This is a genomic window from Arthrobacter sp. ISL-72 (assembly GCF_018613755.1).
In the GTDB taxonomy this organism is placed as follows: domain Bacteria; phylum Actinomycetota; class Actinomycetes; order Actinomycetales; family Micrococcaceae; genus Arthrobacter.
In genome coordinates, this window is record NZ_JAGGPP010000006.1 from 85062 (window position 1) to 107692 (window position 22631).

Sequence of the window (22631 nt, forward strand, 5' to 3'; positions counted from 1 at the left end):
GAATTCCGGTCCGGTTGCTTGTTTGTAAGACCGCCAATGATGAGCAGGGTACGCTCCGGATCCACGATAGATCCCGGCTTTCCCGCAATGCCATTGGACGGCACCTGGTTGTGGCTTTGCGGAACAACGGGTTTCAGAACAACGCTGCCGGCCCTCCAGGGCTGCCGCACCCCACTGCCGGTGCGAACCTGAGGGTATCCAATTGACTTCTGTCAACGCCTGCGGGTTTTGACAATATGTGCCCCAATGGGTGCCGGATGTGGCGGTGCGTCAGGGGCAGGAGTGTCGCCACATATGGATAATGACCAGGTTCTAGCCGTTAATGAAGAAACCGCCGCCAGCGCTGAGGCGGCAGCGTCCGAAGCTCCCAAGAGGGCCACCCGGACCAGACGAAAGGCCGCCCCGAAGGCGGAGGCCGTCGAAGCTGGCGAAGCAGGGGCAGTTCCGGGCGAAGCTACGGAGGCAGAGGCCGCCGCCGAGGAAAAGCCGCCGGCGCGCCGCAGCCGCTCCCGCAAGAAAGTAGAGCCTGCCGAGCCGCTTCCGGTGTTCGCCGACGACGCCACGCAGGTTGAGGCCACGCAGAGCGACGTGGCCCCGGCAGAGGCAATCCCGGCGGATGAAGCCCTCGCCCAGGACGTTGTTGAAAAGCCCGTTCGGCGCCGCGCCTCGCGCGCCAAAGCCCCCGCAAAAGCGGCCGACGCCGAGCTGGCAGCTGAGCCTGCTCCCGCCCGGGATGCCGAGTCCGTTGACGCCGCGCCCCTTGTCGAGTCGGCGGCGGAGGAAGAAGTAGTGGGCGCCGAAGCGCAGGCTCCGGCCGAACCGCAAGCAGCTGCGCAGGATCAGGCCCCTCCCGTGAAGGCCGAGGCCGCGCAGACCGAGCCCGAGCAGCCCGCAGCGGCCGAAGCGGCCAGCCCGGTCGGTGCGCTGTTCCTCGAGCCCGGCTCAGTCACGTCCATGATTTTCCAGGCACCCGACCTGAGCACCGTGGTCCGCCCGGCAGCCACCCCTGCTGCCGTCGAAGAAGCCGACGAGGAAGAGACAGACGAAGACGGCGACGTTGACGCCGGCGGCCCCCGCCGCCGCCGCAGCCGCGGACGCCGTGGCCGCAGCCGCGTGACGGACCGGGATGCTGCCGGCGATACTGAAGTTGCCGAAGGCGCCGCCGGTGACGAGGACGCCGATGAGGAGTCCACCCGGACTGCGGACGACGGCGTGACGTCTCGCCGTCGTCGTCGCCGCCGCCGCGGCGACCAGGACCTTGAGTTGACCGGCGGAGGAGATGACGACCCGCCCAACACCGTGACCCGGGTCCGTGCCCCCCGCGCAATCAGCGAGGCACCGGTCAGCAACCGCGTGACGTCCGTGAAGGGCTCCACCCGGCTCGAGGCCAAGAAGCAGCGCCGCCGCGAATCCCGCGACACCGGCCGCCGCCGCACGGTGATCACCGAGGCTGAGTTCCTGGCACGCCGTGAATCCGTGGACCGCCAGATGATCGTCCGCCAGCGCGACGACAGAATCCAGATCGGCGTCCTGGAAGACGGCGTCCTGGCCGAGCACTTTGTCTCCAAGACTCAGCAGGATTCATTGATCGGCAACGTCTACCTGGGCAAGGTGCAGAATGTGCTGCCCTCCATGGAAGCTGCCTTCGTGGACATCGGACGCGGCCGCAACGCGGTGCTGTACGCCGGTGAAGTCAATTGGGAAGCAGTTAACCTCGAAGGCAAGCAGCGCCGGATCGAGAACGCGCTGAAGTCCGGCGACTCCGTGCTGGTCCAGGTCACCAAGGACCCGGTGGGCCACAAGGGTGCGCGCCTGACCAGCCAGATTTCCCTGCCCGGCCGCTACCTTGTGTACGTTCCCGGCGGCTCGATGACCGGCATCTCCCGCAAGCTGCCCGACGTCGAGCGCAACCGCCTCAAGCGGATCCTCAAGGACCGCCTGCCGGAAGACGCCGGCGTGATCGTCCGCACCGCTGCTGAGGGCGCATCAGAGGAAGAGCTCACGCACGACATCAACCGCCTGCGTGCCCAGTGGGAAGGCATCGAAAGCCAGGCCACGTCCACCAAGATCCTCGCCCCGGAGGTCCTCTACGGCGAACCAGACCTCACCATCAAGGTGGTCCGGGACGTCTTCAACGAGGACTTCTCCAAGCTCATCGTCTCGGGCGAGGAGGCCTGGGACACCATCGAGGCGTACGTGACCTACGTCGCCCCGGACCTGGTGGGACGGCTCGAAAAGTGGACCAAGGATACGGACATCTTCTCGGCCTGGCGGATCGATGAACAGATCCACAAGGCGCTGGACCGCAAGGTCTTCCTGCCCTCCGGCGGCTCCCTCGTCATTGACCGCACCGAAGCCATGACCGTGGTGGACGTCAACACCGGCAAGTTCACCGGCAGCGGCGGCAACCTCGAGGAAACCGTCACCAAGAACAACCTGGAAGCGGCCGAGGAAGTGGTGCGCCAGCTTCGCCTGCGCGACATCGGCGGCATCATCGTCATCGACTTCATCGACATGGTGCTGGAATCGAACCGCGACCTCGTGCTGCGCCGAATGGTGGAGTGCCTGGGCCGTGACAGGACCAAGCACCAGGTCGCGGAAGTGACCTCGCTGGGCCTGGTACAGATGACCCGCAAGCGGATGGGCACCGGGCTGCTGGAAGTCTTTGGCGAGCAGTGCGAGGTGTGCGCCGGCCGCGGCGTCGTCACCCATGACGAGCCGGTGGAACACCGCCGCGCCAACACCGTTGCCGCGGAGCACCACGTGCAGCGGACGGAAACGCAGCAGCAGCCCGTCCGCACGGAGCGCAAGAGCCGCCGCCGCGGCAAGGGCGGCCAGCTTATTCCCGAAGCCGCACCGTCGATGCCGGCCCAGGTCCACCACGAGCCCACCGACGCCGAACGGCACGCCAAGGCTGAAGCTACGCGCCTGGCACTGGCGAACATCGCCGCCGCGGCACACGCCGCCCACCTGCACGACGCCGAGACCGGCCATGCAGCCCCCGCTGCGGCGGGTCCCTCCGGACAGGCATCGGGCGTCCTCGGTGCTGCCGCGGGACAGGATGCACTCGCCCAGCCAGCACCGGCTCACCCCGCTCCCGCCCAGTCCTCACCGCTCCGGCCGGCACCCGGCACAGCGCGGCCGGAAAAGGTATCGGAGACTGAGACGGCGGCAGCAGGACGTCCCGCTGCCGTGCTGACGTTCGGCGGCGAAAAGGTAGCGCTGCCGTTTGTCGAGCACGCAGGAGAGGCGCCGGCAACTGCTGCCAGCCTGACCCTTGACCGCCTGGCCGAGGCGTTTGCACACCTTGGCGAACCTGCTGCCCCGGTTGTGAGCCCGGAGGCACCGGCCGAACAGCCGGCTCCGGCAGTCCAGGCCCCGGCAGCGCAGGCCGCCGCAGCACAGGCCCCATCAGCGCAGGCCGCCGAACCGGACTACACCGATCACACTGCGGTGCAGGGCCGGGCACGCCGTCCCCGCCGGAACCGGAGCGCGAGCCGTGCCCAGGGCGCAGCGAACGAGACCTCGGTGGAACACCACGAGACAGCTCCGGTAGCCCCAGGCGGCCACACCCACGAGGCGAAGGCACCGGAACCGGCCAAGAAGGACGCCGTCAAGGCACCGGCCAGCGAGCCCATCATCCTGGGCGTCGGAGTCCCGGCTTCGGAACTCTGAGCCCACCAGCCGGCTGACAACGCGGGTGCCGCCCGGGAGCTGCGTAGCAATACGCCGCTTTCGGGCTGCATCCGTGAGTTCGTTTCGGGGAAACAGCTAGGCTAGGGGGACTGACACGGGGTGCCGCGCACAGGGCCGGCTGAGATCAACACCCGTAGAACCTGTCCGGTTAGCACCGGCGAAGGGATGTCTCCTTTGTCTTCATCATTCCTGCCCACTCCGGCCTCCCGGTCAACCCCGGCACCATCCGGGGCCCCTGGCCTGCGCACTACACCACGCGTGCTGGCGATCGCCGGCTCCGACCCGTCCGGTGGGGCCGGTATCCAGGCCGACCTCAAAAGCATTGCCGCCAACGGCGGCTACGGCATGGCTGCCATCACGGCCCTGACGGCGCAGAATACGCGGGGCGTCCGGGCCGTCCACGTTCCCCCGGCGGAATTCCTGACTGCCCAGCTGGAGGCCATCAGCGACGACATCAGCATTGACGCCGTCAAGATCGGCATGCTGGGGGACTCCGCGGTGATTGCCGCCGTCCGCCAGTGGCTGGGGAAGTCCCGTCCCGCCGTCGTGGTTCTGGATCCTGTTATGGTCGCCACCAGCGGTGACCGTCTGCTGCAGGAGGCGGCCGAAGCGGAACTGCGCGAACTCCTGCCACTCGCCGACCTCATCACACCGAACCTGGCGGAACTCGCAATGCTGCTCAACGAACCCATTGCTGACGACTGGGAGGCTGCACTCGTCCAGGGCAAACGGCTCGCCGCCCAAGCCGGAACCACCGTGCTCGTCAAGGGCGGGCACCTTGACGGCGGCGAATGCCCTGACGCGCTGGTCAACACCGGTGGGCTGCTTGCCCAGGACGTTGTGGAGGTTCCCGGCGAGCGGGTGGCAACGACGAACAGCCACGGGACCGGCTGCTCGCTGTCCTCGGCCATGGCCACCGCCCAGGCGCGGCTGGGGGACTGGGAGGCATCGCTGCGCGCGGTGAAGCCGTGGCTGCAGGGGGCGCTCCGGGAGTCCCGAGTGCTGGAGGTGGGAACGGGCAACGGTCCGGTGCACCACTTCCATCACCTGGCGCCAAAGGACCAGGCCGTTCCGGCCGAAGGGCAGTTCGCTGCGGCTCTGTGGCAGGACGCCAAAGCGGACCTGGAGGACATCTACCGCCTTGACTTCATCCGCGCACTGGCAGGGGGGTCCCTCACCGAGCAGCATTTTGCCTACTACCTCGCCCAGGACGCCATCTACCTGAACGGCTATTCCAGGGTGCTGTCCCGGGCTACCGCGCTCGCGCCGACCGAGGCGGAGCAGCTGTTCTGGGCGAGGTCGGCCCAGCAATGCCTTGAAGTCGAGTCCGAGCTGCACCGGAACTGGCTCAGCACCCGCACTGTGGATACCGGGCTGGGGCCCGTGACCAAGTCCTACGTTGACCACCTCCTGGCCTCGTCAGCCGCCGGCAGCTACGCCGTGCTGGTGGCCGCCGTCCTCCCGTGCTTCTGGCTGTACGCGGAGGTGGGCGCCACGCTTCACGGGCAGTTCCTGGCGGCAGGTTCTCCCACAGGCCACCCCTACGCCGACTGGCTTCGGACCTACGCGGACGAGGACTTCGCCGCGGCGACCCGGCAGGCCGTTCGGATCATGGACGACGCCGCCAGGGCCGCCTCCGCAACGGAACGGCAGGCCATGACCCTGGCCTTCCAGCAGTCGTGCCGCTACGAGGTGGACTTCTTCGACGCGCCGCGTCTGCACGCTGAACCCCGGAACGTTGCAAAGCCGGTAGGATAGTGGGGCACGGTTCCGGAAGTCGTTGCAGCGGCACTCTGGGTTTACACGGAGTGGCGCCTATCACGTACTACTGCCGGAGCCAGCCTCATTTGCGGCCGAAGGCAAAATTAGCGTATTCTAGATCTTCGGTGCTTACGCCAACACTTGGGTTATGACCTCAGGACAGTCAGTTTGGAATTCCAAATGGCATTGTCCTTGGGATAACTCATGGGTTCCCCCGGGGAATCCACCGGCGTTGAGGCACAGCGTGAACCAGGCCAAACAATTGGACCCAGGTTCCGCACGCAAATCTAGTAATAAACGTCGAGAGAAGTGAGTTCCCCAGTGGTGTACGCGATTGTCCGCGCAGGCGGCCGCCAAGAGAAGGTTTCCGTTGGAGACTTCGTTACCCTGAACCGCGTCCCCGGTGGAGCCGGCAGCACCATTGAGTTGCCCGCACTGCTCCTGGTAGACGGTGACAAGGTCACGTCTGCCGCTGCGGACCTGGCCAAGGTAACGGTTACGGCTGAGATCCTTCAGGACCTGCGTGGTCCGAAGATCGTCATCCAGAAGTTCAAGAACAAGACCGGGTACAAGAAGCGCCAGGGTCACCGTCAGGAACTGACCAAGGTCAAGATCACCGGTATCAAGTAACCTTCCGTTACTTTCAGGTTTTCAGCAGATTCCCCAGAATTTTTAAGGCAGGCATTTCAAATGGCACATAAAAAAGGCGCGAGCTCCACTCGCAACGGTCGTGACTCCAACGCCCAGTACCTCGGCGTCAAGCGCTTCGGCGGCCAGGTAGTTTCCGCAGGCGAGATCATCGTCCGCCAGCGTGGTACCCACTTCCACCCGGGCGCCGGCGTTGGCCGCGGCGGCGACGACACCCTGTTCGCCCTGACCCCCGGCGCTGTCGAGTTCGGCACCCGCCGCGGACGTCGAGTCGTGAACATCGTTGCTGCTGCAGCTGCAGAGTAACAACAAGATCTGAACCGGTGGAGCGGGCCATGATGGCCCGCTCCACTGGTCTTTTAACCGCATTACAATCAATTTGGGCGTCCAAGACGGTCAGGTTAAGCACAGAGGAGATTCACCGTGGCGAGCTTTGTAGACCGGGTAGTACTGCACGTATCCGGCGGTACCGGCGGCCACGGCTGTGTTTCCGTCCACCGCGAGAAGTTCAAGCCCCTGGGCGGTCCCGACGGTGGCAACGGCGGTGACGGCGGAGACGTCATCCTACGCGTTGACTCCCAGACCACCACGCTGCTGGACTACCACCACGCGCCCCACCGCCACGCAACCAACGGCGGGCCGGGCATGGGCGACTGGCGCGGCGGAAAGAACGGCGAAACCCTGGTCCTGCCGGTTCCGGAAGGCACCGTGGTGAAGACCAAGGACGGCCGGGTCCTGGCTGACCTCGTCGGCGAAGGCACCGAGTTCGTCGCGGCCGCAGGCGGCATCGGCGGACTGGGTAATGCCGCGCTGTCGTCACAGAAGCGCCGGGCTCCGGGCTTCGCCCTCCTCGGCATCGAAGGCGAGTCCAGTGACATCGTCCTGGAGCTGAAGTCCATTGCGGACATCGCCCTCGTGGGTTTCCCGTCCGCTGGCAAATCCAGCCTCATTGCCGCGATGTCCGCCGCCCGCCCCAAAATCGCGGACTACCCGTTCACCACGCTGATCCCCAACCTGGGTGTGGTGCAGGCCGGTGACGTCCGCTTCACCATCGCCGACGTCCCTGGACTCATCGAAGGAGCAAGCGAAGGCAAGGGCCTGGGCCACCACTTCCTCCGCCACGTGGAACGGTGCGCAGCTTTGGTCCACGTTTTGGACTGCGGTACGCTGGAAGCTGACCGAGATCCGCTCTCCGACCTCGCGATTATCGAAGCCGAACTCGAAAAGTACGCGGTTGACATGAGTTACGCCGGCACCGACGGCGAGGTTGTCCCGCTGAACCACCGGCCCCGGCTGGTGGCACTCAACAAGGTCGACCTGCCTGACGGCAAGGACATGGCTGAATTTGTCCGGCCCGAGCTCGAATCCCGCGGCTACCGTGTGTTCGAGATCTCCGCGACGAGCCATGAAGGGCTACGCCAGCTGGGCTTCGCAATGGCAGAGATCGTCAAGGCTGCCCGCGACGCTGTGGCTGCCACGCCGCCCAAGGTACACGCTCCCGTGCTGCGCCCGCGCGCAGTGAACGAGGCCGGCTTCAAGATCCGCCGCGAGGAGAAGAATCTCGAGCCGCTGTTCCGCGTACTGGGCGACAAGCCCGTTCGCTGGGTCAAGCAGACCGACTTCACCAACGAGGAAGCCATTGGCTACCTCGCAGACCGGCTGGCCAAGCTCGGCGTCGAGAACGAGCTGTTCAAGCAGGGTGCCAAGCCCGGCGACACCGTGGTGATCGGTGAAGACGACGGCGTCGTCTTCGACTGGGAACCCACGATGATGGCCGGCGCGGAACTGCTTGCGTCGCCGCGCGGCACCGACGTGCGCTTTGCCGACATCGGCGATCGCCCCACCCGCGGTCAGAAGCGCGAAGACCAGCAGGAACGCCGCGACGCCAAGGCCGCGGCCCGGGCAGAGCTCGAGGCCGAACGCAAAGCCGGTATCTGGACCGAATCAGTCAGCGGGCGACGTGCCGCACGGCCGCTGCAGGAGAGTGGACTGACCACCGAAAATGAGGAGTGAATCCCCACACGTGACCGATAATTCCGCAATTGTCATCGAAGAACCCAGGACCGACGACCGCAGCATGCTCGCCAGGGCGCGGCGCATCGTGGTCAAGGTCGGCTCGTCATCGCTCACCAGCATCAAGGGCGGAATCTCGGAAGAAGCGCTGATCGAGCTGTCCAATGCGCTGGCCGCTAAGTGCAACGCAGGCACGGAGATCATCCTTGTTTCCTCCGGTGCCATCTCCGCAGGCCTGGCACCACTGGGTCTTGTGAAGCGTCCGCGGGACCTCGCGACTCAGCAGGCGGCCGCAAGCGTGGGCCAGGGGCTCCTTATGGCCCGCTACACCCATGCCTTCGCAGCGCACGGCGTGACGGTGAGCCAGGTGCTGCTGACTGCCGACGACCTCATGCGGCGCAGCCATCACCAGAACGCCTTCCGGGCACTGAACCGTTTGCTGAACCTCGGCGTTGTTCCCGTGGTCAATGAGAATGACACCGTTGCGACCCACAAGATCCGCTTCGGCGATAACGACCGGCTCTCGGCTCTTGTTGCCCACCTGGTTCGCGCGGATGCGCTTGTGCTGCTTTCCGACGTCGACTCGCTTTATGACGGCCCGCCCTCGAAGGGGGCCAAGCGGATTCGGCAGGTTGACGGCCCGCAGGACCTTGAGGGCGTGTCCATCGGCAGTCCCGGCAAGGCCGGAGTGGGAACCGGCGGCATGCAGACGAAGGTCGAAGCAGCCATCATGGCCGCCGATTCTGGTATTCCCGCTTTGGTTACGTCCACGGGAAACGCCGCTGCGGCCCTCGCCGGTGAGGATGTGGGAACGTGGTTCTCGGTCAACAGCGGCCGCAAATCCGTGCGGATGATGTGGCTTGCCCACCTTGCCCACGTGCAGGGCCGCCTGCTTCTGGACAATGGGGCAGTCAAGGCTGTCCGCGACAACGGCGCCTCCCTGCTGCCGGCAGGTATTACGTCAGTCGAAGGTCACTTCGAATCCGGGGACGCCGTCGAAATGGTTGCCCCGGACGGCACTGTGATCGCCCGCGGCCTGGTCAACTACTCGGCGGATGAACTCCCGCAGATGCTGGGCCGTTCCACCGTGGAACTGGGTGAGTCCCTGGGCCGCGGCTTCGACCGTGAGGTTGTTCACGTTGATGACCTCGTTCTGGTCTAGACGGCAGATTCGCCTAGACTTGAATGATGACTGAGGCACTGATTCACCAAGCCGCTGAGAAATCCAACGACTCCGCGGAAGTAACTTCCGCGCCGGAAAAGGCCCAGCTGTCCCCGGCTGAGGTCGAGGTTGCCGTGTATGCCATCGCCGACCGGTCCCGCCATGCTGCCCGTAGCATGGCGCGCGCAAACCGGGCGCGGAAGGACAAGGCCCTCCGTGCCATCGGCGGAGCCTTGATCGACAGCAAGTCGCAGATCCTCGCCGCCAATGCCAAGGATGTGGAGTCCGGCCGCGCCAACGGAACCTCCGTCGCATTGCTTGACCGGCTGACGCTGAACGAGGCGCGCATCGATGCCCTGGCGGCCGCCCTGGAAAACCTCGCCGGCCTGCCTGACCCCGTGGGAAACGTGGTCCGCGGCCAGACACTGCCCAACGGCCTGCGCCTGCGCCAGGTCAACGTTCCCATGGGTGTCGTTGCCGCTATCTATGAAGCACGTCCCAACGTGACAGTGGACATCGCCGGCCTGGCGCTCAAAAGCGGCAATGCGGTGATCCTGCGCGGCGGCACCGCCGCGGCAGCCACCAACGAAGCCCTCATCAGGGTCCTGCGCGAAGCGCTCGAGTCGGTGGGCCTGCCCGCGGACGCCGTCCAGACCGTGGACCAGTTCGGCCGTGAAGGAGCCAACGTCCTGATGCGGGCGCGCGGCCGGGTGGATGTCCTGATTCCCCGCGGCGGCAGGGATCTTATTCAGACGGTGGTCACCAACTCCTCCGTACCCGTCATCGAGACCGGTGAGGGCAACGTCCACATCTTCCTCGACGAATCCGCCAATGAAGACATGGCAGTGGAAATCCTCCTCAACGCCAAGACCCAGCGGCCCAGCGTCTGCAACACCGTGGAGACCCTCCTGGTGCACTCCAGGTCCACCGTCCTGCCCGCCGTCGCTGCGGCCCTCCGGAAGGCCGGGGTAACGCTGCACGCCGACGAGAGGGTCCGCGCCGCCCTGCCGGCGTCGGTGGAATCAGTTCCCGCCACCGATGAGGACTGGGCCACCGAGTACATGGACCTGGATCTCGCAGTTGCGATGGTGGACAACCTTGACGAGGCAGTGAAGCACATCCGCAGCTGGTCGACCGGCCACACCGAGGCCATCATCACCAACGACCTCGCGAATGCCGAACGCTTCATTGCTGAAATCGACTCAGCGGCCGTAATTGTCAACGCCTCCACGAGGTTCACGGACGGCGGGGAACTGGGCCTGGGCGCCGAGGTGGGCATTTCCACCCAGAAGCTCCACGCCCGCGGTCCCATGGGGCTGACCGAACTCACTACCACCAAGTGGATCGTCCAGGGCGAGGGCCAGATCCGCAGCTAGCAACGCTGTAACATGGAACAGAAGTCCGGAACGGCGGGAATGACCGCCGTCGTCATTGTGTGAACTCATTAGGGGAAGAAAATGCTGCTGCAGCAGGTCGGCGCGTCCGTCGCCGAACATGAAGAACTGGCTCCGCTGTGGGCCGAACCGTGGGTCTTCGGTGTGTCGATCTTTGCCATCATGGTCGTCCTGATGTTTGTGACGCTGTCCTACACCAACCTGGGCAACCGGCACGAGGCAGTCGATGAGCATTCGGATCCGCACCGCCAGCACCCCAACAAGCACGACCACGGCCAAGGCCACTAACATCACTGCCGTCCTGAAGCGGCGCGGCGCCAAGCGCCGCCTGCGTCTGGGTGTGATGGGTGGGACGTTCGATCCCATCCATCACGGCCACCTTGTCGCTGCCAGCGAGGTTGCTGCGAAGTTCGGCTTGGACGAAGTCGTATTTGTGCCGACTGGCCAGCCGTGGCAGAAAACCCATAAGAGAGTCAGTGAACCGGAGCACCGGTATCTCATGACGGTCATTGCCACGGCGTCGAACCCCCGGTTCACCGTCAGCAGGGTTGACGTTGACCGCCCCGGCCCCACCTACACCATCGACACCCTCCGTGACCTCCGGACCCAGCGGCCGGATGCGGACTTGTTCTTCATCACCGGCGCGGACGCCATGGCGCAAATCCTGTCGTGGAAGAACATCGATGAACTGTGGTCGTTGGCGCATTTCGTCGGGGTCACCCGGCCGGGGCACGTCCTCGACGGGATGGGCCGGAAAGACGTCAGCCTCCTGGAAGTGCCGGCCATGGCGATCTCGTCCACTGATTGCCGGACACGCGTCGCGGCCGGGAACCCTGTCTGGTACCTGGTGCCTGACGGGGTGGTCCAGTACATTGCGAAATACGGCCTGTACGCCGGGCACTCCGAACCGGACAGCAGCGCTGCACTTATCGAGTTACCCGAACCAGCCAGTACCGAGTGAGTTGTTAGATGAGCCAGGAACAGCCTCCCCTCCGTAGCCGCCGCGAATTGCGCCAGGCCAGAGTTGAGCGCGCGGAATCACACCAGGAAACGGGGCCTTCAGTCCCGCCCCGGGTTCCTCCTGCCTCAAAAGTGCCCGGCAACGGAGCTCCGGAAGTTTCCCGTGACGAGGCCTTGAAAAAGCCCGGCCCCGGTGCACCGTCCGGTGGGCCGGCCACGGGGGCTGACGACGCACGCCCGGAAAGCGGGACCGGCCGGATACGTCGTGTTGCTCCGGGCCCGGTCGATTCGGTGCGGCCAGCTTCGGGATCCGAACGGTCGTCACAGAGCCGGGCGAGGGACCGCGCCGCGCTGCGGACCATCAAGGAACTCGCACAGAAGGAAGAACGGCTTTCCGGCGGCGGGCCGCCCACGCGGCGCCAGCTTCGCCTGCAACAGCTCCAGGCAGAGGCCGCGCCGGCCACCGCTGCCAACCTGATCGTCCCGCCCGCCCGCACGTCCGCACAGCGGACTGTGCCGCAGGCCCGGCCGGGACAGCCTTCGCCGCAGCCCGCAACTCCCCAGCCGGTCAGCCCGGAATCGAAGACGCCGCAGGCGACGACGGATAACAAGATCCCCGACGGAATGACCGTTGAGCAGGCACTCGCAGCGCGTTCCCTGATCGCCGAACAGGCCAGGAACCAGATCGCCAAGATGGAGCACATCGCGGCCAACGATCCCGAGGCGGTGGATCCGGAAATCCTTGCCGAGCAGATCGCCCTGGCAGAGCGCGCTGCAATATTAAACAAGCGGGCCGTGGCCAAGCAGAAGCTCGCCGAGCAGGCCAGCCAGCCAGCGCACCCCAAGACGGAACCGTCCGCTGTCAGCAACCTGGCCATGGTCACGCCGCTGGAGTTCGAAAAGGTTCCGGGCATTGACCGGCCGGTGATGAAAAAACCTGCAACCACCTACGTGCCCGTGGTCACTAACCCCGGCCAGCGGTTGCAGCCACCGAGCACCAAGGGCCCGCGCAAATCCGGCCAGACGAGGCGGAACGCCGCGTCGGTGGCAGGCCGGGCGGGCGTCCTTGCCCGCGCGGAGGCGGCCGCCCAGGCCGCGGCCGATCCTTCGGCGGCACCGGTTGCGGCGCCTACGTCCGGCGAGCCCTGGGCAGCTGAAAGCGGCGAAAACTTCGTGGACCGGCCCCGTGTGCCCGCCAATTCAGCCTATGGCCTGGAACCGCTGGACGCGGCCACCGCCGGCCTTGGCAGGGCAAACCGGATCAGGATGCTGCAGTTATGCGTGCTCGCGTTGGGGATCGTGGCCTTGATTGCCGGCGTCACCATGATCATCAGCGGCCTCGCGGGCTGATCACCTCTGGTAGGGCAGCGTAAGGTGCTGCCATCCCGCAACTGCGGTGCTGTTACCGACGGCGCCGCCCCTACATAGCTTCACACCACTACAAGGAGTCCCGTGACTGCAACCGAATCATCCATCGCCACAGCACGCGCAGCAGCGCGCGCCGCAGCGGACAAGATCGCCCAGGACATTGTTGGCCTGGACGTCAGCGAGCGGCTGGCCCTTGCCGACGTTTTCCTGATTGCCTCCGCACCCAGCGAACGCCAGGTCAACGCCATCGTTGACGGCATCGAAGAAGAACTGGGCAAGAAGGACCTCCGTCCTGTCCGCCGGGAAGGCCGCTCTGGCGGACGCTGGGTCCTGTTGGACTACTCCGACGTCGTCATCCACGTCCAGCATGAGGAAGACCGCGTGTTCTATGCCCTTGAGCGTCTGTGGAAGGACTGCCCCGTAGTGGACCTCCAGCTCGGCGAGAACGACTCGGCCAAGGCAGCGGTTTCCTCAGAGAGCGAGTAGCCCGGCCCGCCGCCACCCGAATATGCCCGATTTGGAATTTTCGGAATGGCTGTTCTAAGATATTTGAGTTGCTTCGGAGAGATCCGAACAAAGAATCGGGCCCGACAGCCAAAGCTGAAGGTGCCGGAGCAATACAAATTCGGGGCTGTGGCGCAGCTGGTAGCGCACCTGCATGGCATGCAGGGGGTCAGGGGTTCGAGTCCCCTCAGCTCCACCGGATAGTCCGCCGGAATCGAAAGATTCCGGCGGACTTTTTTTGTTTTCCGCCTCTCACCCGCCTCGGCGACGGCCTCGGTGAACTGCACGGCACGCGCCGTCGTCGATTGGCGTCTTACACGATTGTGGTTTAAGATAATCAAGTTGCTTACGGAGATCGCTCCGAAAGGAACAAGAATTTGGGGCTGTGGCGCAGCTGGTAGCGCACCTGCATGGCATGCAGGGGGTCAGGGGTTCGAGTCCCCTCAGCTCCACCAAATTCACCAGCAGAAGCCGCCCGACCGGGCGGCTTCTGCTGTTTAACCGCTCGACTACGATGGGAGCGTGAATGACGCCCTGCCCCCTTGCCCTGAATGCTCGAGCGAATACACCTATGAAATGGGTGCGCTTGGTCCGATGCAGCTCAAATCCACTGTGGTCAAGAAAGCCTAGGAAAATCGCCGGTTACGAGGCGGCAGGCCCCGACGCGGCGGAGCCGGTGGAAGCGGGGCTCCAGACCGCGGATGTGGTGGTCATTGGTGCGGGCCAGGCCGGCTTGTCCGCTGCCTACCATCTGCAGCGGCGAGGCTTCCTGCCTGCAGGCCAAACCTCGGGCGGAGAGATGGCCGCCGAGTTCCCTGGCTCGTATGTCGTCCTGGACGCCGAAGCCGGACCAGAGGGAGCCTGGAGGCACCGCTGGCAGAGCCTCCGGATGGCGACCGTCAACGGCATCAGCGACCTGCCGGGGATCCCCAAACCGGACATCGACCCCGCCGAGCCAAGCTCAGGCTTTCTCTCCCGCTATTTCGGTGACTACGAAGAGGGGCTCGGGCTGAACGTCGTGCGGCCTGTTAAGGTTCATTCGGTCTCCCGCGAGGACAACGACCCATCCGGGCGGCTGAGGATCGGGACCTCCGCCGGAAAATGGTCGGCACGGGCGGTCATCAACGCCACAGGCACCTGGACCAGGCCGTTCTGGCCCATCTACCCGGGCCAGTCGTCCTTCCGGGGAAGGCAGCTGCATGTGGCCGACTACGTGGCAGCCGAGGAGTTCCGCGGGCAGCACGTCATCGTGGTAGGCGGCGGCATTTCCGCCGTCGGCCTCCTTGACGAAATTTCCCAGGTGACGTCCACAAGGTGGTTCACCCGCCGGGAACCGGTGTGGCGTGATGCCGCTTTTGACCAGAAGGCGGGGCACGACGCCGTCGCGCTCGTTGATGAGCGCGTCCGGCTGGGATTGCCACCACAGAGTGTCGTTTCAGTGACCGGGCTCATCTCGACGCCTTCGCTGCGCGCGGCAGCCGAGCGCGGCGTCCTGGACCGCCACCCGATGTTCACCGGGATTGAGCCCACCCGCGTCCGGCTGGCCGACGGGAGCTTCCTGGCAGCCGGGGTGATCCTCTGGGCCACCGGTTTCCGGGCCGAGCTGGAACACCTCGCGCCGTTGCACCTGCGCGGACCGGGAGGCGGAATCGCCATGGACGGCACCCAGGTGGCGGCAGAGAAGCGGGTCCACCTGATTGGCTACGGGCCATCGTCGTCCACCATAGGCGCCAACCGGGCCGGGCGGTCGGCCGTGGCAGGCATCCTGAAGATGCTCGAACACTGCAGCCCTGACCCCGGCCCCGACCGCAGCCTTGACTCCGGCACCCCGGGGCGAGCGGATCCGGGCATCCCGTTTCACGGTAGGTTTACTGGGTAGCTTCCCACCAGGTTGAGGGGTGCCGGGAGCGTAAGAACGGCAGACAGAGAAAAGGCGGCAGCTTGCAGGTGGCGGACAACAGCGTGGAATCAGTCCTCTCCGGCTTGCGCCGGTTTCCCGATGTTGAGGCCGCCAACCTGCAGGCCTGGGATGCAACGGACAAGCTCCTGCTCGAAACAGCCGCGGAACTGCTGACACCCGGCAGCCGCATCGCGGTAATCGGTGACCGCTACGGGGCCCTGACGCTGGGCGCACTGGCCGCGTACGGCGTCAGGGACGTTCGTGTCCACCAGGACCTCATCACGGGGGAGCGGGCGCTGCGCAACAACGCCGCCGCCCTGGGCATCGCGGACGGCTTTGAGCAGTTGCCGCTCGGGCCGGCCCTGCTAAGCGGCGCCGACGCGGTGCTGATGCAGCTGCCGAAGACCCTTGCCGAACTGGCGGAAATGGCCGACGCTGTGGCCCGCTATGCTGCGCCGCACACTGTCCTGTTCGCCGGCGGCAGGATCAAGCACATGAGCCTTGGCATGAACACCGTTCTTCAACGCCGGTTCAGTGACGTCCAGCCCCAACTGGCCCGGCAGAAATCGAGGGTCCTGGTCGCCCGGAACGCCCCCCCGGTTACGGGAGAGCCGCCGTTTCCGGTCGTCGACCGGATCAGCGAGCTGGACCTCACCGTCTGCGCACGGGGGGCAGTGTTCGCCGGCACCAAGCTGGACATCGGGACCCGGTTCCTGCTGCGGTTCCTGCCCGACATGCCCTCGGCGGAGAACGTCGTTGACCTGGGGTGCGGGACCGGAATCCTGGCCGCGATGTATGCCAGAAGCCATCCGGGATCGGCAGTCACGGCGACCGACCAATCAGCTGCCGCCGTCGATTCTGCCCGGGCCACCGCGGAGGCCAACGGCCTGGCGGGGCAGGTCACCGTGCTTCAGGACGATGCCATGGACTCCGTGCCGGACGGAAGCGCGGACCTTATCCTGTTGAATCCGCCGTTCCACCTGGGAGCCAGCGTCCATGCCGGGGCGGGGCTGAAACTGATCCGTGCCGCGGGAAGGGTGCTGGCACCGGGTGGCGAACTCTGGACCGTGTACAACAGCCACCTGCAATATCTGCCGGCCTTGGAACGCTTTGTAGGTCCCACCCGGGTCGCGGGCAAAAACGCCAAGTTTACGGTTGCGGTCAGCACGGGGCGTACCCCGCACCCGTAGCACCTCCCAACCAGGTGGCTCGTGGCAAAAAGACCGGCCGGCATCCGGCACAGCAGGAAAAGCGCCCCGCCCCGAAGTCCGCGTGTGAGCGTACCGCCTTACGCGCGCGTAACGTACGATTCAAGCATCAGTAGTGCATAACCGAAGAATTTTAGGGGAATCCGTGACTGAGATCCGCACGCCGACACCGAGGCGCGGAACCAATTTGCCCCGCATGGGGGACTTCAATCTCACGGTGATTCTGGACGCCATCAGGCGCTCTTCGGGGGGCCTCAGCCGGGTGGAACTCGCCCAGATCGTGGGCCTGTCCCCGCAGACGATCTCCAACATCTCGCGGCGCCTGCTCGACCAAAACCTCATCGTGGAAGCCGGCAAGGAAGGCAGCGGGCCGGGCAAGCCGCGCACCATTCTCCGGCTGAACCCTGCCGGAATGTACGCCGTTGGAGTCCACCTTGACCCGGCCGTCACCACCTTCGTGGTGCTGGATCTGGTGGGGTCCGTGGTCAGGCACTCAAGGATCAATACCCCCGGAGCCAGCGACCCCGACGGGATCATCGCCATCATCGCCACCGAAATCAAGGACCTGGTCTCCGCCTCCGGGGTTGATCCGGAGAAGATCGCCGGACTGGGCGTGGCAGCCCCCGGCCCGATCAACCTTGACGAGGGCACCGTGGTGGACCCGCCGCTGCTGCTCGGCTGGGACCATGTGCCCCTGCGCGACGCCCTTGCCGAGGCCACCGGACTGTCCACCCTGGTGGACAAGGACGTCACCAGCGCCGCCGTCGCCGAAACCTGGGCGGGCGGCCCCAGCGGTTCCGGCAGTTTCATCTTTATGTACATGGGCACCGGCATCGGGTGCGGCATCGTCCTGAACGACGAAGTAGTCCGCGGCACCTCGGGCAATGCCGGCGAGATCGGGCACATCATTGTTGATCCCGACGGACCGTCCTGTGACTGCGGGCTGCGTGGATGCGTGAAATCAAGCAGCATCCCGCAGGTCCTGGTGGCGCAGGCCGAGTCCGCCGGCGTGCTGGAGGTTGTGCGGCACCCCTCGGGTGCGCTGGACATCCAGGAGAGCTTCGCGAAACTCTGCGACGCAGCAGACGCCGGGAACACCACGGCGGCCGGGATCATTGATCACTCCGCCGTCCTCGTTGCCCGCGCGGTGGCTGTTGTCACCAACACGCTCGACGTCGAGAGGGTGGTGTTCGGCGGACCGTTCTGGAGTCTTCTCGCAGAGAGGTACCTTGACCGGGTTCCGGACTTATTGACGGAGAACAGCGCGGCCCGCGAGATCCACGGCATAGAAGTTGTGGGCACGGGGGTTGGCGAGGACGTCGGAGCCGTCGGGGCCGCCTGCCTGGTGCTCGAGCACACTCTGGCGCCACGGGCCCAACGGCTGCTGCTTGAAGGCTGAGGATCCGCTCCCGCTGCTTTGTGCGGGATATTAACCTGAAATTTCATACAGGCTGGGGCCAGCTGGAGGATATTGGGGGCTGCAGCCGCTCGGAGATTGGAGCGTCATGCACCGCCCTGCCAAAATACTCATGGCACTGTTGTCCGCGGCAGTCCTGCTGGCAACATCGGCCTGCTCCCCGGAGCAGCCGGCCGCCGAGAACCGGGTCCTGAAGATCGTCTATCAAAAGACTGACTCCTTCACGGCCCTGGACACCCTGTTCAAGGACGCCAAGAAGGAATTCGAAGCTGCCAACCAGGGCACCACTGTTGAGCTGCAGCCGATCGAGGCGAACGACGACGACTATGGCACCAAGCTTGCGCTGGCCCTGAGGTCGACGGAAACCGCTCCCGACGTCTTTTACGAGGACACCTTCAAAGTGCGGTCGGACGTCGACGCCGGGTACCTCCTGAAGCTGGACAGCTACCTTGAGAAATGGGACGACTGGAAGACCTACAATGAAGCCGCCAAAGCGGCCGGCACCGGAGACGACGGCGGCATTTACGCCGTCCCGCTGGGCACCGACACCCGCGGCATCTGGTACAACAAGAAAGTCCTGCAGAAGGCAGGAATTTCGCTGCCGTGGCAACCCCGGAACTGGGACGAAATCCTTGACGCTGCCCGCAAAATGAAAGCGGCGGATCCGTCAGTGGTCCCCTTCAACATGTACGCCGGCAAGGCCTCCGGCGAGGGCACCGTGATGCAAAGCTTCTACGAGCTTTTGTACGGCACGGACAGTCAGCTGTATGACCAGCAGGAGAAAAAATGGGTGGTGGGTTCCCAGGGATTCACCGATTCGCTGGCGTTCCTGAAAACTCTCTACGACGAAAAGCTGGCGGTCACGCCCGCCGAGGCGCTCGACGCGAATGTTTGGAAGAAAGTCTTCGGCGAATGGCTGCCGCAGGGCAAAATGGGCGCAGTCGTGGAAGGTTCCTACTCGCCGTCGTTCTGGCAGAAGGACGGAAGTTACGAGTGGGAAGGCTACGCGGAAGACATGGGTGTGGCCAAATTCCCCACCCAGCGGGGGCAGGAACCGGGCGGCGTCAGCATGTCGGGCGGCTGGACCCTGGCTGTCGGTGCCGATTCCGCGCATCCTGACCAGGCGTTCCAGTTCATGACCACGGCGCTGAATAAGAAGAACTCTCTGGCGTTCACCATTGCCAGTTCCCAGATCGCGGTCCGGTCCGACGTCGCCGCCGAACCGGACTATCTGGCGGCCAATCCATTCGTAAAGGACGTGTCGGAGCTCGTTTCCGTCACCCACTACCGGCCCGCCACGGCGGACTATCCGCGGATCTCCTCCGCCGTCCAGGTTGCCACCGAAGCCGTGATCACCGGCGCCCTCTCGCCGGAGGCGGCAGCCGAGCAGTACGACAAGACCATCAGGGACCAGGTGGGTGACGCCAAGGTCCTGCAGAAATAACGCGTGGGTGCGTCCAAGCCCTTCCGGCAGCAGCTCCGGCTGCTGCCGGTTGTGCCCTCCGTCCTGCTGCTCCTCCTTTTCCTGGCCGCGCCTGTCCTGTGGTCCTTCCACGCGTCCTTCACGAACGCGGCCCTCACCGGCCGGAACGCCCGGAATCCGGCCTGGACCGGCCTCGATAATTACGAGCGGCTGCTGACCGACTCCGCATTCCCGGCATCGGTTTTCCTCACGGTTGTCTTCGTGGTGGCCTCCGCGATCGTGGGCCAGAACCTGCTGGGACTGCTGATCGCCGGGTTGATGACGCGTGCCCGGAAGCCCGTGTCCGCCGTCGTGGGAACGGCCGTGGTGGCGGCCTGGGTCCTTCCCGAGATTGTTGCCGCGTTCGCCGCCTACGCCTATTTCAGCAAGGACGGAACGCTGAACCAGCTGCTCGCGGGTGCAGGCTGGAGCGGTGCCGACTGGCTCTATGCCTTCCCCATGGTGGCCGTGGTGCTCGCCAACATCTGGCGCGGCACCGCCTTCTCCATGCTGGTGTACCGCGCCGCCCTCGCCGACGTGCCGCAGGACATCTCCGAGGCCGCCCTGATGGACGGCGCCTCGGGGTGGCAGCGCCTGGTGTTCGTCACCCTGCCGTTGATCCGGTCCAGCATTGCCACCAACCTCATGCTCGTGACCCTGCAGACCCTGGCCGTCTTCACGCTGATCTGGGTGATGACAGCCGGCGGACCGTCCAATACCAGCACCACCTTGCCGGTCCTTGCCTACCAGGAGGCGTTCAAGTTCGGAGACATCGGGTACGGCACCGCCATAGCGTCCGTGCTCATCGTCCTGGGCCTGGTGTTCGGGATTGCCTACGTCCGGCTGCTCAAGGGGGACAAGCGATGACGACGACGGAACGGACCGCGCGGCAGGCAGCAAGCGGGAGACTGGCCTCGTCGAAGCGCCGCCCGCGCAGCACCCCGGCAGACGCGGCGCTGATGCTGATCGGCGCCTGCTTCCTGCTGCCGCTGCTGTGGCTCGTCCTTGCCTCGCTGGATACGAACGCCGGCTACCAGACCCGGCTGCCCGGCAACGCTTCGCTCACCAACTTCGCAGCTGTCCTTACGCCGGAGTTGCTGCTCCGGCCGCTCTGGAACAGCCTGCTGCTTTCCGCCGGAACCGCAACAGTGACCCTGTTGGCCGCCGTGCTGGCGGCCTACCCGCTCTCGCGGTTCCAGTCCAGGTTCAACAGGCCGTTCCTGTACTCAATCCTGTGCGGAACCTGCCTGCCCATCACCGCGATCATGGTTCCGGTCTACGGCCTGTTCGTCCAACTGAGGCTGCTGGACTCCATGCCTTCGACCGTTCTCTTCATGGCGGCCACGGCGCTGCCAATGGCCATCTGGATGACCAAGAACTTCATGGACACGGTGCCCCTCTCGCTGGAGGAAGCTGCATGGATGGACGGCGCCTCCGGGCTGACGGCCCTGCGCACCGTGGTGCTGCCGCTCATGCGCCAGGGCCTCGGCGTGGTGTTCATCTTCGTTTTCATCCAGACCTGGGGCAACTTCTTCGTGCCCTTCATACTCCTGCTGTCCCCGTCGAAGCAGCCAGCGTCCGTTTCGATCTTCAGCTTCTTCGGCCAGCATGGAGCCATCGCCTACGGCCAGCTGGCCGCATTCTCCATCCTCTATTCGATTCCGGTCCTGGTCCTCTACGTACTGGTGGCACGCGGGGCCGGCGGATCGTTTGCGCTGTCAGGCGCGATGAAGGGCTGAAGCCCTTCAAGGAAGGAGCCCGTCAGTCGATGTCTTCGAAAACCGTTCCAAACGGGATGCTGTCGTCCAGGTGCGCCTGATGGTCATGGGGATGGAACACGACCCGCACCCCGTGCAACTTGTCGGCCGCCGACTGCATGAGGATCGGCCGGACGGTGTTGATGAAACTCTCGCTCTTGCCGGCGAGATACTCCTCGTAACTGGCTGGAAGCTGAATCATCCCCTCAGGATAGTCCCGCACGGCCCGCATGGGGAGGGCTCCCCATTGTGGAATCCGGAGCCGGCGGCTTGGATAGTATGGCCCGTGGCGGGCGTCATACGGCCGCCGGCGATTTGCGGCAGCAGCAGCGGCCGGTCATGAACAGTAAACCAGGGGGAATTCCAGTGCTTCAGACTACGGCCGCCGTCAGGATCGAAGCGGCGGAACTGGCCCGGGCACAGCAGATCATGGCCAGCATTTCGCGCAGCTTCGACGCGAAGGTCGTGGGGCAGGAAAGACTCCGGGAATCGCTGCTGGTGGGACTCATGACCGGCGGCCACATCCTGCTCGAAAGCGTCCCGGGCCTGGCGAAGACCACGGCCGCGCAGACGGTGGCGGAGGCCGTCAGCGCCGAATTCCGCAGGATCCAGTGCACCCCCGACCTGCTGCCCAGCGACATCGTGGGCACGCAGATCTACGACGCCGCGAAAGGCACGTTCGTGACTCAGCTGGGTCCCGTCCACGCCAACATCGTGCTCCTGGACGAGATCAACCGGTCCAGTGCAAAAACCCAAAGCGCCATGCTCGAGGCGATGCAGGAGCGGCAGACATCCATCGGGGGAGTGATGCACCGGCTGCCCACCCCGTTCCTGGTGCTGGCCACCCAGAACCCCATCGAACAGGAAGGCACCTACCTGCTGCCCGAGGCACAGATGGACCGGTTCATGCTCAAAGACGTCCTGGACTACCCCACACCGGCCGAAGAGGCTGAGATCATCCGCCGGATCGATTCCGGCGTCTTCACGGACGAGCAACGTCCGGCCGCCGCGGCGTCGCTGGACGCGGTCTCGGAAGTGCAGGAACTGGTCAAACGCGTCTACATCGACCCCGCGATCGTCAGATACATCGTCGGGCTGGTGTTCGTGACCCGGAACGCCGCGCAGTACATCGACGCCCGGCTGGCGGGGTTCATTGAATTCGGTGCCAGTCCCCGCGCCAGCATCGCCTTCAGCCAGGCGGCCCGCGCGGTCGCCCTGCTCAAAGGCAGGGACCACGTGATTCCCGAGGACGTGAAGGCGCTGGCCCACCGCGTCCTCCGGCACCGGATCATCCTTGGCTTCGAGGCGGTCGCGGAGCAGGTGCCGGTCGAAGCCGTCATTGATGCCGTCGTGGCCTCCGTCCAGACCCCCTGAGCGCCGT

At 65.4% G+C, this 22631-nt stretch carries 20 protein-coding genes, 2 tRNA genes and 1 riboswitch; of the genes, 21 read left to right on the forward strand and 1 reads right to left on the reverse strand.

Annotated features, from left to right (window positions below; genetic code table 11):
* Positions 1-294: 294 nt before the first annotated feature.
* The 20 genes from J7I92_RS05720 (at position 295) to J7I92_RS05810 (ending at position 21232) form a co-directional block, all read left to right on the forward strand.
* Positions 295-3675 carry an Rne/Rng family ribonuclease gene (locus tag J7I92_RS05720; protein ID WP_214838458.1) on the forward strand — a complete coding sequence of 1127 codons (3381 nt, stop codon included), beginning with the start codon at positions 295-297 and terminating at the stop codon, positions 3673-3675.
* A 106-nt stretch (positions 3676-3781) separates the two neighbouring features.
* Positions 3782-3879: riboswitch (TPP riboswitch) on the forward strand.
* Positions 3862-5454, forward strand: coding sequence for a bifunctional hydroxymethylpyrimidine kinase/phosphomethylpyrimidine kinase (locus tag J7I92_RS05725; RefSeq protein ID WP_214838460.1), 1593 nt, complete (start codon positions 3862-3864; stop codon positions 5452-5454). (Overlaps the previous riboswitch by 18 nt.)
* A 324-nt stretch (positions 5455-5778) precedes the next feature.
* A complete protein-coding gene (gene rplU, locus J7I92_RS05730; protein ID WP_011692233.1) occupies positions 5779-6087 on the forward strand; it encodes a 50S ribosomal protein L21 in 309 nt (102 codons plus the stop codon).
* A gap of 60 nt (positions 6088-6147) precedes the next feature.
* On the forward strand, positions 6148-6411 hold the full coding sequence (gene rpmA / locus J7I92_RS05735; RefSeq protein ID WP_009372867.1) for a 50S ribosomal protein L27: 264 nt from the start codon (positions 6148-6150) through the stop codon (positions 6409-6411).
* Positions 6412-6528: 117 nt separating this feature from the next.
* On the forward strand, positions 6529-8118 hold the full coding sequence (gene obgE / locus J7I92_RS05740; RefSeq protein ID WP_214838462.1) for a GTPase ObgE: 1590 nt from the start codon (positions 6529-6531) through the stop codon (positions 8116-8118).
* Positions 8119-8182: 64 nt separating this feature from the next.
* Positions 8183-9280 (forward strand): glutamate 5-kinase, encoded by a 1098-nt coding sequence (gene proB / locus J7I92_RS05745; protein ID WP_214839037.1) that lies wholly within the window; start codon positions 8183-8185, stop codon positions 9278-9280.
* Positions 9281-9306: 26 nt separating this feature from the next.
* A complete protein-coding gene (locus J7I92_RS05750; RefSeq protein ID WP_214838464.1) occupies positions 9307-10656 on the forward strand; it encodes a glutamate-5-semialdehyde dehydrogenase in 1350 nt (449 codons plus the stop codon).
* Positions 10657-10737: 81 nt separating this feature from the next.
* The gene (locus J7I92_RS05755) at positions 10738-10962 is read left to right on the forward strand and encodes a hypothetical protein (protein WP_214838466.1); all 225 of its coding nucleotides are present in this window, start codon (positions 10738-10740) and stop codon (positions 10960-10962) included.
* Positions 10901-11635, forward strand: a complete 735-nt coding sequence (gene nadD / locus J7I92_RS05760; RefSeq protein WP_285290071.1) for a nicotinate-nucleotide adenylyltransferase — start codon at positions 10901-10903, stop codon at positions 11633-11635. The genes J7I92_RS05755 and nadD overlap by 62 nt, the downstream gene beginning before the upstream one ends.
* Before the next feature lie 290 nt (positions 11636-11925).
* Positions 11926-12984: a hypothetical protein gene (locus tag J7I92_RS05765; RefSeq protein WP_396020354.1), complete on the forward strand. Its 1059-nt coding sequence runs from the start codon at positions 11926-11928 to the stop codon at positions 12982-12984.
* Positions 12985-13086: 102 nt separating this feature from the next.
* A complete protein-coding gene (rsfS, locus tag J7I92_RS05770; RefSeq protein WP_214838470.1) occupies positions 13087-13488 on the forward strand; it encodes a ribosome silencing factor in 402 nt (133 codons plus the stop codon).
* Positions 13489-13629: 141 nt separating this feature from the next.
* Positions 13630-13702 (forward strand) — tRNA-Ala (locus J7I92_RS05775).
* A gap of 183 nt (positions 13703-13885) precedes the next feature.
* Positions 13886-13961: transfer RNA gene (locus J7I92_RS05780), tRNA-Ala, on the forward strand.
* 67 nt (positions 13962-14028) lie between these two features.
* A complete protein-coding gene (locus tag J7I92_RS24505; RefSeq protein ID WP_396020355.1) occupies positions 14029-14136 on the forward strand; it encodes a hypothetical protein in 108 nt (35 codons plus the stop codon).
* Positions 14137-14182: 46 nt separating this feature from the next.
* Entirely contained in the window at positions 14183-15385 is a 1203-nt protein-coding gene (locus tag J7I92_RS05785; RefSeq protein ID WP_311380141.1) for an NAD(P)-binding domain-containing protein, read from the forward strand.
* Positions 15386-15453: 68 nt separating this feature from the next.
* Positions 15454-16596, forward strand: coding sequence for a class I SAM-dependent methyltransferase (locus tag J7I92_RS05790; protein WP_214838474.1), 1143 nt, complete (start codon positions 15454-15456; stop codon positions 16594-16596).
* 163 nt (positions 16597-16759) lie between these two features.
* Entirely contained in the window at positions 16760-18013 is a 1254-nt protein-coding gene (locus J7I92_RS05795) for an ROK family transcriptional regulator (RefSeq protein ID WP_311380142.1), read from the forward strand.
* Positions 18014-18143: 130 nt separating this feature from the next.
* Entirely contained in the window at positions 18144-19475 is a 1332-nt protein-coding gene (locus J7I92_RS05800) for an extracellular solute-binding protein (RefSeq protein ID WP_251039513.1), read from the forward strand.
* 3 nt (positions 19476-19478) lie between these two features.
* The gene (locus tag J7I92_RS05805; RefSeq protein WP_214838478.1) at positions 19479-20360 is read left to right on the forward strand and encodes a carbohydrate ABC transporter permease; all 882 of its coding nucleotides are present in this window, start codon (positions 19479-19481) and stop codon (positions 20358-20360) included.
* Positions 20357-21232, forward strand: a complete 876-nt coding sequence (locus J7I92_RS05810) for a carbohydrate ABC transporter permease (protein WP_214838480.1) — start codon at positions 20357-20359, stop codon at positions 21230-21232. The genes J7I92_RS05805 and J7I92_RS05810 overlap by 4 nt, the downstream gene beginning before the upstream one ends.
* 22 nt (positions 21233-21254) lie before the next feature.
* Here the strand turns inward: J7I92_RS05810 and J7I92_RS05815 are convergent, their stop codons facing one another.
* Positions 21255-21452 carry a hypothetical protein gene (locus tag J7I92_RS05815; RefSeq protein WP_251039515.1) on the reverse strand — a complete coding sequence of 66 codons (198 nt, stop codon included), beginning with the start codon at positions 21450-21452 and terminating at the stop codon, positions 21255-21257.
* Between the two features lie 164 nt (positions 21453-21616).
* On the opposite strand from J7I92_RS05815, the gene J7I92_RS05820 reads away from it, so the two are divergent.
* A complete protein-coding gene (locus J7I92_RS05820; RefSeq protein ID WP_214838483.1) occupies positions 21617-22624 on the forward strand; it encodes a MoxR family ATPase in 1008 nt (335 codons plus the stop codon).
* The last annotated feature ends 7 nt before the right edge of the window (positions 22625-22631 follow it).